We start from the raw sequence: 16,339 nt of genomic DNA, 5'->3' as shown, positions 1-16,339 counted from the left end.
AAAATAATTGAACTTGTATTTACTTACTTAAAAATGGTAAATTGATACTAATAAGCTAACTAAAGGAAGTGAGCCCGATGAGCTCGACTAAAAAAGAAAGAAACGGATTAATGGATTGGATAAAAGCAATTGGTGTTGCACTTATTCTAGCTATTATAATAAAAAAGTTTTTGATTGAGCAATATGTGGTTTACGGTGAGTCTATGATGCCGACCATCCAAAATGGAAACCGGCTGATCGTAAATAAGATAGGGTATGAAATAAGCCAGCCAGAACGATTTGATCTAATCGTCTTTAAGGCTAATCCTGAAGAGGACTATATTAAGCGAGTGATTGGTCTTCCTGGTGATCATATTGCTTACCGAGACGACAAGTTATATATCAATAACAAACCTGTTGCAGAACCTTATTTAAAAGAATTTAAACGATTTGCTGGTAACCGGACACTCACAGGCAACTTTACATTAGAAGAGATTACAGGGCTCGATACGGTTCCAAAAGGAAAAATCTTTGTACTTGGTGATAACAGGCTTCACAGTATCGACAGCCGTCATATTGGTTTTGTTGAGATGTCTGATATCGTCGGTGAAGCTAATATTCGTTATTGGCCGATGGATGAGCTGAAAGTTTTTAATGGTTTTAAAAAGGAATAAATGGGGAAAAATTCAGTAAGAGGTGAATCCCTATGACAAAACAAAATAATGAACCTAAACGAAAAAACAGTTCAATGGCATCTAACTTTGAGGAAATGAAAGAACACGGAAAAGTGATGGAGCACGTTTCTACAAATGAGGAAGTCCGCAAAAGCGGGAAAACGCCCGACCCACAGCAACACGACAAGAAAGAATACAATAAATAAATTATCAAAACAAAGTCTTCTTTTCTTTTTTAGAAAAGAGGGCTTTTTTATCATGAAAGTTTAGCAATTCTAAGAAGTACGTGCATATGATAGTGTAACCAACCCTTTTTTTCTGATAATAGCGGATTGTTACAAGCAAGTTATGCCCCGGGTTGATCAAGAACAAGCAGCATTGACTCTTGCTGCTTTGGAGGGGGAAAACGATGAGCGAGCCGGAAAAGAACAATTTTGTTGTGTCTCAGGAAAACTGGTCCCTCCACCGAAAAGGATATCAAGATCATCAAAGGCATATGGAAAAAGTGCAGGAAGCCATTAAAAACAACTTGCCGGATTTGATAAGTGAAGAGAATATCATTTTATCCAACGGGCGTGATGTGATTAAGATTCCAATCCGTTCTATGGATGAATACAAAATCCGATACAACTACGACAAAAACAAGCACGTAGGCCAAGGTGATGGAGATAGTCAGGTGGGGGATGTAGTAGCCAGAGATGGACGTGCCGGACAGAGCGGGGCCGGAAAAGGCAAGGGACCTGCAGGCGACAAACCAGGTGTCGATTATGCAGAAGCAGAAGTATCTATCTTAGAGCTGGAAGAAATGCTGTTTAAAGAACTAGAATTGCCTAACCTCAAACAAAAAGAACAAGACCAGATCGTAATGGAAAAAATCGAATTTAATGATGTTCGTAAAAAAGGGCTTATGGGGAACGTGGATAAAAAGAGAACGATTCTAACTGCGTTCAAACGAAATGCTTTGATCGGAAAGCCGAGTGTTGCTCCTATCCATAATGATGACCTTCGCTTTAAAACATGGAACGAAGTCGTCAAACCTGAATCAAAAGCCGTCGTCCTCGCTATGATGGATACTTCAGGTTCGATGGGAATCTGGGAAAAGTACATGGCGAGAAGTTTCTTCTTTTGGATGACACGCTTTTTGCGATCGAAGTATGAGAAAGTAGAGATTGAATTTATCGCGCATCACACGGAGGCAAAAGTCGTGTCAGAAGAAGACTTTTTTAACAAAGGTGAAAGTGGAGGAACGATCTGTTCATCTGCTTACCGCAAGGCGCTTGAGTTGATCGAGACGAAATATTCATCGAGCCGTTATAACATTTATCCGTTCCATTTCTCTGATGGGGATAACCTTACGAGTGATAATGCACGATGTGTGAAACTTGTTCAGCAAATTATGGAGCACTCTAACATGTTTGGATATGGTGAAGTGAACGCGTATAACCGGCATTCGACGTTGATGAGTGTGTATAAGAATATGGATAATCCGAAGTTTAGTCATTATATCCTAAAAGAAAAAGCTGATGTGTATCATGCTATGAAGAGCTTTTTTAAGAAGAATGAAGTGAACGCATAAGGCCAGTTGTATTCATTGATGTACTTGAAAGTGGTTGATCTCCGTTTCAGATGCTCGCTTTCCGCGGGGCAGGCGGTGAGCCCCTTGCCACTTTGTGCCTTTAAGGGTCTCACCTGACCGCTTGTCCTAGCCGAGAGTCTCGCATCTTACACTCCGATCAACTGGTCTAGGGTGAAAAAATGAAAAAACTGACTTATTAGCAATAACCATTAGATGAGAGCATATAGATAAAGTTCTATTAGATTCTTTAAGATATAAGCATTTAGAAAACGACTATTCATAAAAAACCAAATCGCCCGCATCCATGTATTGGATGGCGGGTTTTGTTTTTGAATTCAACATAATTACATATAACTAAGGTTACGCATTATGGACGAAAAAATGGATGTAAAGGGGTGTGAGATTTGAAGACCATTAACAAGTTTGCCGTTTTCTGTTTGAGCTTGATGCTCATGTTAACTATTGTTCCTCATAAAGCTCGAGCGGACTGGTTTGATCCGTTGACGATTCACTTTTTAGACGTTGGCCAAGCTGACTGTATTCTTATAAAAGCGCCAAACGGACAAACGATGTTAATTGATGGCGGAGATGAACATGACGGAGAGAAGATCATCTCTTATTTAGAAAGAGAAGGCGTTACGCATTTAGATATCGTTGTAGCTACTCATCCGCATCATGACCATATTGGTTCGCTGGATGATGTGATACGGGCGTTTCCAGTGAGTGTTTTGTATATGCCGAATCTTCCATACGACACCAAATATTATCATGACCTTTTTCGTGTGATCAACGAAAAGCAGATTCCGGTAGATCGGGCAAAAGCAGGTGTGAATTTTAAGATGGGCTTCTCTGTAAAAGTAGAGATGCTGGCTCCAAAGGGTTCGTATTATAAGCACATCAACGACTACTCAGCGGTGATCAAGATCAAACATGGCAAAAAGAATTTTCTTCTCATGGCAGATGCAGGTGCTGAAGAAGAAAAAGAGATTTTAAAACGTGGTGGCGTTAAAGCAGATGTAATTAAATTGGGTCACCATGGAGCTAATACGGGTACAACGATGGAATTTTTGAAAAAAGTAAAAGCAAAAACGGCAGTGATTTCGGTCGGAAGGAATAACCCTTATCAGTTTCCATCAAAAGAGGTATTGTATCGTTTAGACAATAGAAAGATGACAGTCTATCGGACAGATCAGCTCGGGGCGATCATCGCCACAAGCAATGGGAAGAAGATTATGTTTAGAACGAATGTCCTTCATTAAAATTCGGTTTTCTTGCGTCTTTTATAATTATTTAAGAAAATAGTATAAAACGCTTAAGATGGGATTGGTTAACCGTGATCAAGGCATTGATATTTGATTTTGATGGAACGATTCTAGATACGGAAACGCAACATTATAACGCGTTTCAAGAGTTGTATCAGGAACATGGAAGCGATCTACCGCTCGAAGTTTGGGGAGAATGCATCGGTACCCATTCTGATTTTAATCCTTACGAATATTTAGAGAGACAAATTGATCAAAAGCTTGATCATGATGTGCTAAGAGCAAAAAAGACGGAACGTGCTCTTGCTTTGATTTCCGAACAACGGGAACTACCAGGTATTCTTGATTACCTCGAAGCTGCAAAAGAACTCGGCTTAAAGATCGGTCTTGCATCAAGTTCTTCGCGAAAATGGGTAGAAGAGCATTTAGGGAGAATCGGATTGAAGCATCATTTCGAAGTGATTAAAACAGCAGATGATGTCGAAAGAGTTAAACCTGATCCTGCTCTTTATCTTGAAGTGGTTAAAGCCTTAGATATAAAACCTCACGAAGCCATCGCGTTTGAAGACTCTGTAAATGGATCAATGGCAGCTAAAAAAGCAGGACTATATTGTGTAGCCATCCCCAACCCCGTTACAAAACATATGACTTTTAACGATGTTGATCATCAGATGGAATCCTTAGCAGAGTTGAGCCTCGCTTCACTTATTAAACAGGCAGAGGATAAATAAAGAATATGTTTAAAGTTAACGGCATAAATCACATCACCATCAGAGTTTCTAACTTAGAGAAATCCGTAACATTTTATATGAATGTACTAGGTGCTAAAATCGTTCATAAAGGGAATACAGATATATACTTAGATGTCGGGGGAGTGTGGCTGTGTTTGTTAGAAATAAAAGATGCAAAACCTATGGATAGAAATCAAATAGGTGTCGATCATTTTGCATTTACTGTTTCTAAAGAACATTTTCCTAAAGCGGTTCTCTTGCTGCGTGAACACAACATTGAAATCACGAGGGGCCCGATGGCAAGAGGCGGAGGGGACACAATTAGCTTTAACGACCCGGATGGTAATGAAATCGAATTTTTCACAGGTAGTCTCGAGGAACGGATGAAGAATTGGAAGTAAGTTATGCAAGCAAGTTAGAGGAGTGGATAACATGAGTGAAATCGATGTTTCGAAATTCGAGAAAAAAATAGAACTACGCAATATTGAGTTTGAAGATATTGAAGAGATCTTAGAACTTCAACAAATCTGTTTTCCAGGAAACATGGAACCTTGGGAACGAGAGCAGTTAGAAAGCCATCTTCGCATCTTCCCGGAAGGCCAATTTTGTGTAACGTATGAAGGAAAGATTGTTGGAAGCTGCTCAAGCTTAATGGTTAACTTTGATGAGTATGATGATAAGCATACGTGGGATGAAATCACAGATAAAGGCTACATTACGAACCATGATCCAGAAGGTTTTAACTTATATGGTATCGAAGTGATGGTCCACCCAGAATACCGACGAATGAAAATCGGTGCTCGGTTATACGAAGCACGTAAAGAACTAGCTGAACAAAAGAATTTAAAAAGTATTATTCTAGGCGGTAGAATTCCAAACTACCATAAGCATTCAAAGGAAATGACGCCTCGAGAATATGTTAGAGAAGTCATTCAGCACAATATTTACGATCCTGTCTTAACCTTTCAATTGATGAACGGTTTCACTGTAATGCGTTTAAACAAGAGCTATCTGCCTGATGATAAACAATCAAACGCATATGCGACCTTAATGGAATGGAACAATGTTGATTACATTCCTAACAAAACGAAAAAGTATTTTAAAACGAGTGAGCCTGTTCGAATCACGACGATTCAATATATGATGAAAACCATAAGTTCTTTCGAAGATTTTGCGACACAGGTTGAATATTATACAGATGTTGCCTCTGATCAAGGATCAGATTTCGCTGTGTTCCCAGAGCTTCTTACTACTCAACTGTTGTCGTTCTGTGAGGAGAAGAGTCCAAGCTTAGCCATCCGTAAGCTAACAGAATTCACAGAGCAATATATCGAACTGTTTACGAATCTTGCAGTTCGATACAATGTGAACATCATAGGTGGCTCCCACTTTGTTGAAGAAGACGGAGATATCTACAACGTTGCCTATCTGTTCCGAAGAGATGGAACAATTGATAAACAATATAAAATTCATATCACACCGAACGAACGAAAATGGTGGGGAATTACAGCTGGTGATAAAGTACAAGTATTTGATACAGATTGCGGAAAAGTTGCAATTCTAATCTGCTATGATATCGAGTTCCCTGAACTTTCACGTATCGTTACCGATCAAGGGGCGAAGATCATCTTCACACCTTTCTGTACGGAAGATCGTCAAGGCTATCTGCGCGTTCGATATTGTTCGCAAGCACGTGCGATTGAAAATGAGATCTATACAGCAATCGCAGGTACTGTTGGAAACCTATCACAAGTGGAGAACATGGATATCCAGTATGCTCAGTCTGGTATCTTTACTCCTTCTGACTTTTCGTTCCCGAGAGACGGAATCGTTGGGGAATGTCACCCGAATATTGAAACAGTTGTAGTAGGTGATGTGGATTTAGAAATTTTAAGAAGACAACGTAAAACAGGAAGTGTAACCCTTCTTAGAGATAGAAGGCTAGATTTGTATAGTGTTGTTCAAAAAGATAAAAGCAAATAAGACGACGAGAGCGGTAAGCTAGATAGCTTGCCGCTTTTTTTCTATTTCTCGGGAAATATCACGAACATTGTCATTGTGTGAGAGAACTTTTTTTAGTGATTTTATTTTTTGTGCTGAAAGCGGTATAATAAAGGCCGTATTTAATAGATAGGGCAGGAAAAACTCGATTCATATCGAAACTAACAAAAAAACAATTAACATTCATTTTATAGAACATAAGGAGGCAGTACTATGTCCTGGGAGACAACATACGAGAAATGGGTAGGGAACGAAGAACTCGAACAACCATTAAAGGCTGCATTAGAGGAAATCAAGGAAAACAGGACAGCGCTTGAAGACTGCTTTTATAAAAATTTAGAATTTGGCACAGGCGGTATGCGTGGAGAAATAGGACCTGGTACAAATCGAATGAACACGTACACGGTTCGAAAAGCTTCTTTAGGCTTGGCTCATTTTATCGAAGAGCAAGGTGAGAAAGCGAAAAAACGCGGTGTTGCGATTGCATACGATTCACGTCATCTATCACCAGAGTTTGCGATGGAAGCGGCGAAAACATTAGCCTCTCAAGGTATTCAAGCTTATGTGTTCGAAAGCTTGAGACCGACACCTGAGTTATCTTTTGCGGTTAGATACTTAAAAGCTTATTCCGGAATTGTTATCACAGCAAGCCATAACCCACCAGAATACAACGGGTACAAAGTATATGGTCCAGATGGCGGCCAGCTTCCGCCAAAAGAAGCTGATGAAGTGATTGGAAAAGTAAATGCCGTTGATGATGAACTTTCTATCGCAGTGAGATCTGAAGAGGAACTCAAAAGCGAAGGATTGATCCAAGTTGTTGGTGAAGAAATCGACAAAGCTTACATGGATCAACTCATAAAGATTAGTTTAAACCGTGAAGTAATCAAAGAGATGCATGACTTAAGCATCGTTTTCACTCCTCTTCACGGAACAGCGAATATTCCGGTTAGAGAAGGACTTCAACAGCTAGGATTTACGAATGTTACGGTTGTAAAAGAACAAGAACAGCCTGATGCTAATTTTTCAACGGTGAAGTCCCCAAATCCGGAAGAACATGCTGCCTTTGAATTGGCAATTAAGTACGGACAAGAAACTGACGCAGATATTTTGATGGCAACTGACCCTGATGCGGACCGAGTAGGAATCGCAGCTAAGAACAGTAAAGGTGAATATCAAATTCTTACAGGTAACCAGACTGGTGCACTCATGATTGAATATATTCTTTCACAACGTGAAGAGAAAGGCAGTTTATGTTCAAAAGGGATCATCTTCAAAACGATCGTAACTTCAGAACTTGGTCGAGTAATCGCAGAGTCTTATGGTCTAACGTGTGAAGATACCCTTACAGGCTTTAAGTTCATCGGCGAAAAGATTAAGGAATACGAAAAAAGCGGGAAACATACGTTCATTTTCGGTTATGAAGAAAGCTACGGTTCTTTGATCGGAGATTTTGTGCGTGACAAAGACGCAGTTCAGGCTTGTTTGATGGGAGCTGAAATGGCTGCTTATTATAAGAAACAAGGAAAAACACTTTTTGATGCTTTAGATGATGTTTACAAAAAGCACGGTTTTTATAAGGAAGGTCTCGAGTCCCTAACATTAAAAGGTAAATCTGGAGCAGAACAGATCGAAAACTTATTAGCAGGCTTTAGAGCTGAAATGCCGCTTGAAGTGAATGGACAAAAATTAGTGGTTTCTGAAGACTACAAGGCGAGCGTCCAATACGATGTAGTGAAAGATGAAAAGAGTGACATCCATCTTCCTAAATCAAATGTGCTTAAATATCAATTAGAAGATGGTTCTTGGTTCTGCGTAAGACCATCAGGAACTGAACCGAAAGTAAAGTTTTATTTTGGTGTTACAGCAGATTCACACAAGAATGCTGATGAAGCATTAGTGAACTTAAAACAATCAGTGATGGATTTGGTTCATGAAAGAATGCAAAAAGTGGCACAATAACTAGAATAGAGGCTGCAAGTCATACACTTGCAGCCATTTCATTCATTTGAGTTGACATTAATCTTAAAGGGATGTAACATACCCCTATAGGTATTTTAAAAGGAGGTGCTGAAATGGAATACACACAAGAAATGAAAAATCGTTTAAAAAGAATTGAGGGGCAAATACGTGGGGTATTGCGTATGCTAGAAGAAGAACAAGATTGTAAATCTGTTATCACTCAATTATCCGCATCACGTACAGCGATTGACCGTACAATTGGATTAATCGTAGGCACCAACCTTGAACAGTGTTTACGTGAACAAATGGAAAACGGAGAAGAGATGAATTCTGATATTGTAAAAGAAGCTGTGCAGCTTCTCGTAAAAAGTCGATAAATATCTGTCACTGTTAAGACTGTTGACAGATTTCCTTTTATCACTTATTATACCCCTATGGGTATTTAAAAAGTTAAATCTTCTTAATATGTAAGCGTGTAGTTCGGAGTTAATCATATATTTTTTTATCATTTTGCATACCTATACGGGTATAAGTATTTATTATGGAAGGGAGATAACAATTGTGTCTATTAAGACGATTGAAGCAAGAGAAGTAGAACGATTATTAGAAAGTGGTAATCCATTAAATATCATTGATGTTCGTGAAAACGATGAAGTTGCTCAAGGTATGATTCCTACAGCAACACATATTCCACTTGGGGAGATCTCTAACCGAATCCATGAGTTGGATTCAAGCAAAGAGTATGTCATGGTTTGCCGCTCTGGTAAAAGAAGCGAAAAAGCTTGTGCGATCTTAGCTTCAAGTCAAATTGCTGTAGTGAACATGTCAGGCGGAATGCTTTCTTGGAAAGGTAAAATAACAAATAAATAAGTGGAGGTTTCAAAAATGAGTATTAAAGTGGATCACGTATTAGATTGCAAAGGATTATCTTGTCCGCTACCAATCGTTCGCACGAAGAAAGCGATGGATCAGCTCCAGGCAGGTCAAGTTATTGAAGTTCAAGCAACAGACAAAGGTTCGTTGGCTGATATTCAAGGCTGGGCAAGGAACACAGGAAATCAATATTTAGGTACAAAAGAAGACGGAGATGTTCTTAAGCACTATTTAAGAAAATCAAATCCCGGTGAAGTGAAAGAGGCAGCAAAGTTCGAGCATACGATTCAAAACGATGAATTAGAAAAAGTCTTGGCTGAAAATAAAGAAGATATGCTTCTTCTAGATGTTAGAGAGCCTGCAGAGTATGAGTTCAAACGTATACCTGGGGCAGTATCGATTCCATTAGGAGAACTTGAAAGCAAATTAGAAACACTTGATAAAAATAAAGAGATCCATGTTATTTGTCGTACAGGATCAAGAAGCGATATGGCGGCACAAATTCTTGCTGAGAATGGTTTCCAACTTGTTAAGAACGTATTACCTGGAATGGTTGAATGGAATGGGCCAACAGAATAAAAAAATTTTAATCGTAAATATACCTAGGGAGGTATTTTTGAAATGATAAAAGCATTATCAGCTAAAGAAGTGGCAAAACGTGTTGTTGAAGGAAGCATGTTCATTCTCGATGTTCGTAATGAAGGGGACTATAAAGACTGGAGAATCGAAGGGAAAGGAATCGAATCCATTAACCGTCCTTATTTTGATCTGATCGATGGTGTAGAAGATGTTTTAGAATATCTTCCGAAAGAAGAAGTTCTCGTTGTTTGTGCAAAAGAAGGATCTTCTGTCATGGTAGCAGAGATGTTGGATGAAGCAGGCATTAAAGACGTTTACTATCTCGAAGGGGGTATGAAGTCTTGGAGTGAGTACTTAATGCCAGTAAAGCTTGGAGATTTGAAAGATGGCGGTTCGATCTATCAATTCAACCGTATCGGTAAGGGATGTCTTTCTTACCTTGTAGAATCTAACGGAGAAGCGGCTATTATTGACTCTGCTCGTACGATTGAAGCGTATGAAGATTTTGCAAAAGAAAACAACCTTGAAATCAAGCACATGATCGATACACACCTTCATGCGGACCATATTTCAGGGGGACGCAGACTTTCAGAAAAGACTGGTGCAACTTACTGGTTACCACCAAAAGATGCTGAAGAAGTAACATTCTCATTCGCAGCATTAGAAGAAGGAAACGATATTACGATCGGAAACACGAAGATTGAGATTCAACCTTTATATACGCCTGGTCACACGATTGGAAGCACTTCGATGATCGTTGACGGACAATTCTTGCTTTCAGGAGATATTCTGTTTGTTGATTCAATCGGACGTCCCGATCTTGCAGGTAAAGCGGAGGACTGGGTTAGTGATTTACGGGATTCGCTATATAACAAATATAACAACCTTTCTAAAGATCTAGTTGTGTTGCCTGCTCATTTTGGAAAGATCAGCGAGCTAGATGAGAAAGGTGCGGTATCAGCACCACTTGGTGAACTCTTTGAAAAGAACGATGGATTGAACATAAAAAATGAAGATGAGTTTCGAAGAGCTGTAACGGAAAATTTACCACCGCAGCCAAACGCATATCAAGAAATTCGTCAAACGAACATGGGTAAAATTGACCCTACAAACGATGAACAGCGTGAGATGGAAATTGGTCCAAACCGCTGTGCGATCACTGAATAACTGAACAAAAAATTATAAAACTATCTGGAGGTTTTACAAATGAACGTAACTCAAACGTTAGACACAAAAGGATTATCTTGCCCAATGCCAATCGTGAAAACAAAGAAAGCGATGGATACACTTGTAAGTGGAGATATTTTAGAAGTATTAGCAACGGATAAGGGTGCTGTTAATGACCTATCTGCATGGTCTAAATCTTCTGGTCATGAACTTTTAGAACATAAAGAAGAAGACGGCGTATTTAAGTTTTATATCCAAAAAGGTTAACAAAAAAATTTATGCAATCAGATACCTATAGAGGTATAGGTATCTGATTCAAAAGGAGCGTTCAATGATGGAACAACAAACACAAGATAAATCAACAATGGTCGTATTTAGTGGTGACCTTGATAAAGCGATGGCAAGTTTTATTATCGCTACAGGTGCAGCCGCAATGGGGAAACAAGTAACGATGTTCTTCACATTCTGGGGACTAAACATCTTAAGAAAAGAAGAATACGTGAATGTGAAGAAAACATTCATGGATAAGATGTTTGCAAAAATGATGCCTCAAGGACCTGAAAAACTAGGCATTTCTAAAATGAACTACGGTGGTTTAGGCGCGAAGATGATGAAGTATACGATGAAGAAGAAAAACATCGTAACGCTAAAAGAGTTAATTGAAATGGCTCAAGACTTAGATGTTAAGATGGTTGCTTGTACGATGTCGATGGATGTAATGGGTATTACGAAAGAGGAACTAATTGATGGACTGGATTATGCAGGAGTTGCTTCATACCTAGCTGATGCAGATGAATCTAAGATCAACTTGTTTATTTAAGAAACATCAGTTTTAGGGGAGGTGAAGTCATGGAATTAGGGTTCATTATTACAATCTTTCTAATTGGCTTTATAGGTTCTTTTATATCTGGAATGGTAGGTATCGGCGGATCCATCATCAAGTATCCAATGCTTCTCTATATTCCTGCAATGCTCGGCTTCACAGCATATTCGGCTCATGAGGTATCAGGTATCAGTGCTGTTCAGGTATTCTTTGCAACGATAGGCGGCGTTTGGGCTTATCGTAAAGGCGGTTATCTTAACAAGACACTGATCATCTATATGGGTAGTAGCATCCTAGTAGGAAGTTTCATTGGTGGATTTGGTTCAGAAGCCATGTCAGAGGGGCAGATTAATATTGTTTATGCTGTTCTAGCTACATTAGCTGCTATCATGATGTTGATTCCTAAAAAAGGGATCGATGACATCCCTTTAGATCAAGTTAAGTTTAATAAATGGCTTGCGGCAGTTCTAGCATTTGTTGTAGGTGTTGCAGCAGGTATTGTAGGCGCAGCAGGTGCATTTATCCTTGTACCGATCATGTTAGTCGTCCTAAAGATACCAACGCGTATGACGATTGCTACATCACTTGCTATTACGTTCATTTCATCGATCGGCGCTACTGTAGGTAAGATCTCGACAGGGCAAGTATTACTATGGCCGGCGGTGATCATGGTAGTTGCCAGCCTGATCGCGTCGCCACTTGGGGCTCAGTTTGGTAAAAAAGTGAATACAAAAATTCTTCAATTTATCTTAGCAGCACTGATTATCGCTACATCGATCAAGATCTGGTTAGATATTCTTAGTTGAAGTTAAAATAAAATTAGCCGAGAAGAAAGAAGGACCTGAAGTACTTTATTGATACTTCTGGTCCTTTTTTTCATCAAAGCTATAGGAAATAGTGTGATTGACTTCCCTTTCAAAGTGAAAGCAATGACAACAATTATATGATAATGAGCAAATGTATTGGTGCCGAAGAGTAAAATGAAGAGGGAAATAAATTGTAAGGGGTCAGTCCCCCTAGATGCTTCTATAGAAATTGATCGACCGAATCAACGTCATCGTCATGGTTGCGAAACCGACGGATAGAATCGTTACGAGCGAGTAGAAAAGAATACCTTCTCCCATCACATAAAGGCCAGCGAGGATGACTGCTGCATCGATCAAAAAGATAACCATCCCAACATTGATGGAAAACCACCTCGAAAGAAAAAGGGCAATCAGGTCTGTTCCACCCGTACTCGTTTCATGACGCAGCATCCAACCGATCCCTGTTCCGATGAATAATCCTCCGATTACAGAACCTTCCATAACAGAGACAGAAAACATTCCTCTTAAAGGAGATAGCAAGTCGATGATCAATGACGAAACGAGTAAACCATGTATGCTGTTTATAAAATATCGACGCTCGAGTTTCCAAGCTATTAGATAGATGGGGATGCTCAGAATAATGATCGTTAGCCCTACTTTATAACCCCACACATACTTCACGAGAAGACTAATTCCGATCATTCCTCCGTCGAGAAGATGAAAGGGAACGATGAAACCATTGATGCCTATGCCAAGCAACACGCTTCCTAAGAAAATCGCTATCGTCCGTTCAAACATGGCATTCATCCCTGTCTAAGATTATTTCTACATAATATGCTTCGTTGTACAAGAATAGTCATATGCACAGGGTGTTTGTCCGTGTCTCTTTTTTCTTTTTTGCATGTAATAGTATAGAAAGCCCCTTGCTTGCAGTGCAAAATAGGGAAGGTGATTGGTGTTGAAGAACTTCAGAAGAGAAGCAAAGTGTCTTTTGGAGAGGCAGGTAGTGGTGGATACAACAAATCATTCTTACGAAGGCAGACTAAGAGCAGTAGAAAGAGATTATATTACGCTATGTGTGATGAGCGATAACCATAACTATTGGGATCAGATCATTATTCGTATTGAAGAGATTGTTGCAATATCTACCATTTGATCATAAAAAAATCCCTCGCAGAAATGATGCTGAGGGATTTTTCCTTTATTTCTTTGTAAAACCTAACGTGATCGGTTGAGGTTGCTGAGGTGGTGCACAGCATAGAGATAGATCTCGTGCATCACCAGCAGATTCAAATTCAGAGTCTTCTTTGGTATAGAAAATCTCCCAAGCGTTGCCGTCGGGATCATATACCCATACTTTATCCTGAACGGCGTAACAGCAAGTTGTATCCATCTCATCGATTAAGAGCAATCCTGATTCTCTAAGTCTTTCTCCCATGGATAGTACATCTTCCGTGTTGTTTACCTGAAAACCGAGATGATTAAGGACTCCGTCTTTAGAAAAGGGACGTTCATTCAATGAAAAGTGAAGAGCGGGTTGATCAAGCTCAAATTTCGCGTAATTCTCTTTTACTTTTGTCGGTTCCGTGCCGAAAAAGCTTTTATAGAACGCTAGAGATTTTTCTAAGTCTGAACAGTTGACTGCAACATGCATGCGTTGAATCATCATGATCTCTCCTTCTTATTAAGATAGTAGCAATAACCATAAGTAAAGGCCGGTAAGCGTAATGAAAAGTGTTGGGACAGTCAAAATGATTCCGACTTTGAAATAATAGCCCCATGTGATCTTCACACCTTTTTTCGATAAGACGTGCAGCCATAACAGAGTGGCTAGTGAACCGATAGGAGTGATCTTTGGTCCTAAGTCAGAACCAATGACATTCGCGTAGATCAATGCTTCACGAATAACTCCTGATGTATCCGTTCCCTGTATAGCTAGTGCATCGATCATAACCGTTGGCATGTTGTTCATAACAGATGATAATATAGCCGCCAAGAAACCCATTCCAATTGTAGCAGAGAACAATCCTCCATCAGCGATAACTTGAATCCAGTTTCCTAGCATATCTGTAAGTCCTGCATTACGGAGACCATAAACGACTACATACATACCAATTGAAAAGACAACAACAGTCCATGGTGCATCTTTGATTACTTTTCTTGTGTGAATTGCAGGACTTTTACGAGCAACGATGATAAAGAAAAGAGCTGCAGCTCCTGCAATGAATGAGACAGGAACACCAATAAATTCACTCGTTAAATACCCGATTAATAGAACTGCTAGTATAATCCATGATAGCTTGAACATCTTCTCATCTCGAATGGCTTCTTTCGGTTGTTTGAGCTGAGAGAGATCATAGTTCTTCGGTATATCTTTTCTGAAAAAGAGGAACAAAACGAGCATACTAGCGAACAGTGAAAAGAAGTTCGGCACGATCATGCGGCTTGCGTATTCAACGAATCCGATGTTAAAGAAATCTGCAGACACGATATTTACTAAGTTTGAGACGACAAGCGGTAATGATGTGGTATCTGCAATAAACCCACTTGCCATAATAAACGGTAATATCATAGCTTCTTTTAATTTCAATGCCCGAACTTGAGCAAGTACGATAGGAGTCAGAATTAATGCTGCGCCATCATTTGCAAAAAAGGCTGAAACTGCAGCTCCGAGCAGAATCACATAGGCAAACATTTTCTTACCGTTTCCACCTGCAAGTCGCGCCATATGTAAGGCTGACCATTCGAAGAAACCGATCTCATCTAAAATAATTGATATGAGTATGATCGCAACAAACGCTAATGTAGCATTCCACACAATCCCGGTAACTGTCCACACATCAGCGAGTGAAACCACGCCAAGAAGAAGTGCGATGATAGCTCCAACGGTCGCAGACCAACCGATGGAAAGACCGCGTGGCTGCCATATAACAAAAATAATCGTCACTAAAAATACAGCGAAGGCCATTAACGCCATGCTGTTCATAAGAATCCCCCCTATTTATGTAATTCTAAGTTAGCAACAAACTTTTCCACCCGAAGCTTTTAACTCTTCAATCTTAGCTGACATATCAGGCAGGGAATCTAAATTTGCTTTAATGAATGGATAGATTTCTCCATCAATGGAGTAGAAGATCCATTGACTGTTACGTCGTTCTTTTACGAGTTTTGCTTGCTTTAATTTTCTAAGATGCTGTGAAATACTAGGCTGTGTCATCTTTAAGATATCAACTAACTCACATACACATAATTCTTCGTGGCGGAGTAAAGCTAAAATATTTAATCGTGTTTTATCTGCCATGGCTTTATAACATTCCGTTAACTGATCAAGTTCCATAATTGACTTCACCTCATTAGTATATAACCATATGTTTATATAAAATGTCAAAGAATATATAAATAAATATTGATATAAGGATATACTTATATTATGATGGTTCCGAAAGAAGTTCTTTACTACAGGAGGTTTTACAAAATGGCTAAACCAATCATCTATTTCCTTTGCACAGGTAATTCTTGTCGTTCTCAGATGGCAGAAGGATTTGGACACCACTACCTTGGTGATAAATATGACGTATACTCAGCTGGCATCGAAGCACATGGTGTTAATCCAAACGCAATCAAAGCGATGAAAGAAGTGGATATCGACATTACGAATCAGACATCAGATGTAATCGACAAAGACATTCTAGAAAAAGCAGACTTAGTCGTAACGTTATGCGGTCATGCTAACGATGTATGTCCAGCAACACCACCTCACAAAACACGTGAACATTGGGGATTTGATGACCCTGCAGGAAAAGAGTGGAGTGAATTCCAACGCGTTCGTGACGAGATCGCAGCACGTATCAAGCGCTTTGCTGAAACAGGAGAATAAGGTTATACCAAGCTCAGGAACTTCTTAGT

21 protein-coding genes are annotated in these 16,339 nt (G+C 39.4%); 17 read left to right on the top strand and 4 right to left on the bottom strand.

Going from position 1 to position 16,339, the window contains the following annotated elements:
- Window positions 1–77: 77 nt before the first annotated feature.
- The 15 genes from lepB to IHV12_RS11000 all read left to right on the top strand — a co-directional run bounded on the left by lepB (window position 78) and on the right by IHV12_RS11000 (window position 12,433).
- On the top strand, window positions 78–653 hold the full coding sequence (gene lepB / locus IHV12_RS11070; protein ID WP_197126784.1) for a signal peptidase I: 576 nt from the start codon (window positions 78–80) through the stop codon (window positions 651–653).
- 32 nt (window positions 654–685) lie between these two features.
- Entirely contained in the window at window positions 686–859 is a 174-nt protein-coding gene (locus IHV12_RS11065; protein WP_197126785.1) for a hypothetical protein, read from the top strand.
- Window positions 860–1,062: 203 nt separating this feature from the next.
- Entirely contained in the window at window positions 1,063–2,229 is a 1,167-nt protein-coding gene (yhbH, locus tag IHV12_RS11060) for a sporulation protein YhbH (protein ID WP_197126786.1), read from the top strand.
- Between the two features lie 404 nt (window positions 2,230–2,633).
- The gene (locus IHV12_RS11055; protein WP_197190864.1) at window positions 2,634–3,488 is read left to right on the top strand and encodes a ComEC/Rec2 family competence protein; all 855 of its coding nucleotides are present in this window, start codon (window positions 2,634–2,636) and stop codon (window positions 3,486–3,488) included.
- Between the two features lie 74 nt (window positions 3,489–3,562).
- The gene (locus tag IHV12_RS11050) at window positions 3,563–4,222 is read left to right on the top strand and encodes an HAD family hydrolase (protein ID WP_197190863.1); all 660 of its coding nucleotides are present in this window, start codon (window positions 3,563–3,565) and stop codon (window positions 4,220–4,222) included.
- A gap of 5 nt (window positions 4,223–4,227) precedes the next feature.
- A complete protein-coding gene (locus tag IHV12_RS11045; RefSeq protein WP_137790622.1) occupies window positions 4,228–4,623 on the top strand; it encodes a VOC family protein in 396 nt (131 codons plus the stop codon).
- 31 nt (window positions 4,624–4,654) lie between these two features.
- On the top strand, window positions 4,655–6,205 hold the full coding sequence (locus IHV12_RS11040) for a bifunctional GNAT family N-acetyltransferase/carbon-nitrogen hydrolase family protein (RefSeq protein WP_137790621.1): 1,551 nt from the start codon (window positions 4,655–4,657) through the stop codon (window positions 6,203–6,205).
- Window positions 6,206–6,436: 231 nt separating this feature from the next.
- Window positions 6,437–8,185, top strand: coding sequence for a phospho-sugar mutase (locus IHV12_RS11035; RefSeq protein ID WP_197190862.1), 1,749 nt, complete (start codon window positions 6,437–6,439; stop codon window positions 8,183–8,185).
- Between the two features lie 113 nt (window positions 8,186–8,298).
- Entirely contained in the window at window positions 8,299–8,562 is a 264-nt protein-coding gene (locus tag IHV12_RS11030; RefSeq protein ID WP_197126789.1) for a metal-sensitive transcriptional regulator, read from the top strand.
- A 190-nt stretch (window positions 8,563–8,752) separates the two neighbouring features.
- The gene (locus IHV12_RS11025; protein ID WP_197128125.1) at window positions 8,753–9,055 is read left to right on the top strand and encodes a rhodanese-like domain-containing protein; all 303 of its coding nucleotides are present in this window, start codon (window positions 8,753–8,755) and stop codon (window positions 9,053–9,055) included.
- Window positions 9,056–9,070: 15 nt separating this feature from the next.
- A complete protein-coding gene (locus IHV12_RS11020) occupies window positions 9,071–9,637 on the top strand; it encodes a sulfurtransferase TusA family protein (protein ID WP_197126790.1) in 567 nt (188 codons plus the stop codon).
- Window positions 9,638–9,679: 42 nt separating this feature from the next.
- Window positions 9,680–10,804, top strand: coding sequence for an MBL fold metallo-hydrolase (locus tag IHV12_RS11015; protein ID WP_197190861.1), 1,125 nt, complete (start codon window positions 9,680–9,682; stop codon window positions 10,802–10,804).
- 39 nt (window positions 10,805–10,843) lie between these two features.
- On the top strand, window positions 10,844–11,071 hold the full coding sequence (locus IHV12_RS11010) for a sulfurtransferase TusA family protein (protein WP_197190860.1): 228 nt from the start codon (window positions 10,844–10,846) through the stop codon (window positions 11,069–11,071).
- A 67-nt stretch (window positions 11,072–11,138) separates the two neighbouring features.
- Complete coding sequence (locus IHV12_RS11005; RefSeq protein WP_066391250.1) at window positions 11,139–11,624, top strand: DsrE/DsrF/DrsH-like family protein; 486 nt, start codon at window positions 11,139–11,141, stop codon at window positions 11,622–11,624.
- Between the two features lie 29 nt (window positions 11,625–11,653).
- Window positions 11,654–12,433 (top strand): sulfite exporter TauE/SafE family protein, encoded by a 780-nt coding sequence (locus IHV12_RS11000; protein ID WP_197190859.1) that lies wholly within the window; start codon window positions 11,654–11,656, stop codon window positions 12,431–12,433.
- A 210-nt stretch (window positions 12,434–12,643) separates the two neighbouring features.
- Here the strand turns inward: IHV12_RS11000 and IHV12_RS10995 are convergent, their stop codons facing one another.
- Entirely contained in the window at window positions 12,644–13,231 is a 588-nt protein-coding gene (locus IHV12_RS10995; protein WP_197126794.1) for a YitT family protein, read from the bottom strand.
- A gap of 160 nt (window positions 13,232–13,391) precedes the next feature.
- Between IHV12_RS10995 and IHV12_RS10990 the strand changes: the two genes are divergently transcribed.
- Entirely contained in the window at window positions 13,392–13,589 is a 198-nt protein-coding gene (locus tag IHV12_RS10990; RefSeq protein WP_197126795.1) for a DUF2642 domain-containing protein, read from the top strand.
- Window positions 13,590–13,634: 45 nt separating this feature from the next.
- Here IHV12_RS10990 and IHV12_RS10985 read toward each other — a convergent pair whose 3' ends face one another.
- The 3 genes from IHV12_RS10985 to IHV12_RS10975 are packed head-to-tail and all read right to left on the bottom strand — an operon-like array spanning window position 13,635 to window position 15,770.
- Complete coding sequence (locus IHV12_RS10985; RefSeq protein WP_197128126.1) at window positions 13,635–14,099, bottom strand: ArsI/CadI family heavy metal resistance metalloenzyme; 465 nt, start codon at window positions 14,097–14,099, stop codon at window positions 13,635–13,637.
- A gap of 18 nt (window positions 14,100–14,117) precedes the next feature.
- Window positions 14,118–15,410, bottom strand: coding sequence for an arsenic transporter (locus tag IHV12_RS10980; protein WP_370568800.1), 1,293 nt, complete (start codon window positions 15,408–15,410; stop codon window positions 14,118–14,120).
- Between the two features lie 39 nt (window positions 15,411–15,449).
- Complete coding sequence (locus IHV12_RS10975; protein WP_197126797.1) at window positions 15,450–15,770, bottom strand: ArsR/SmtB family transcription factor; 321 nt, start codon at window positions 15,768–15,770, stop codon at window positions 15,450–15,452.
- Between the two features lie 138 nt (window positions 15,771–15,908).
- On the opposite strand from IHV12_RS10975, the gene arsC reads away from it, so the two are divergent.
- Window positions 15,909–16,310 carry an arsenate reductase (thioredoxin) gene (gene arsC / locus IHV12_RS10970; protein WP_144703067.1) on the top strand — a complete coding sequence of 134 codons (402 nt, stop codon included), beginning with the start codon at window positions 15,909–15,911 and terminating at the stop codon, window positions 16,308–16,310.
- The last annotated feature ends 29 nt before the right edge of the window (window positions 16,311–16,339 follow it).

It is taken from the genome of Fictibacillus sp. 7GRE50 (assembly GCF_015903875.1).
In the GTDB taxonomy this organism is placed as follows: Bacteria; Bacillota; Bacilli; order Bacillales; family Fictibacillaceae; genus Fictibacillus; species Fictibacillus phosphorivorans.
Note: the sequence above shows the minus strand (reverse complement) of the source record. Positions and strands in the feature narration are given on the sequence as shown.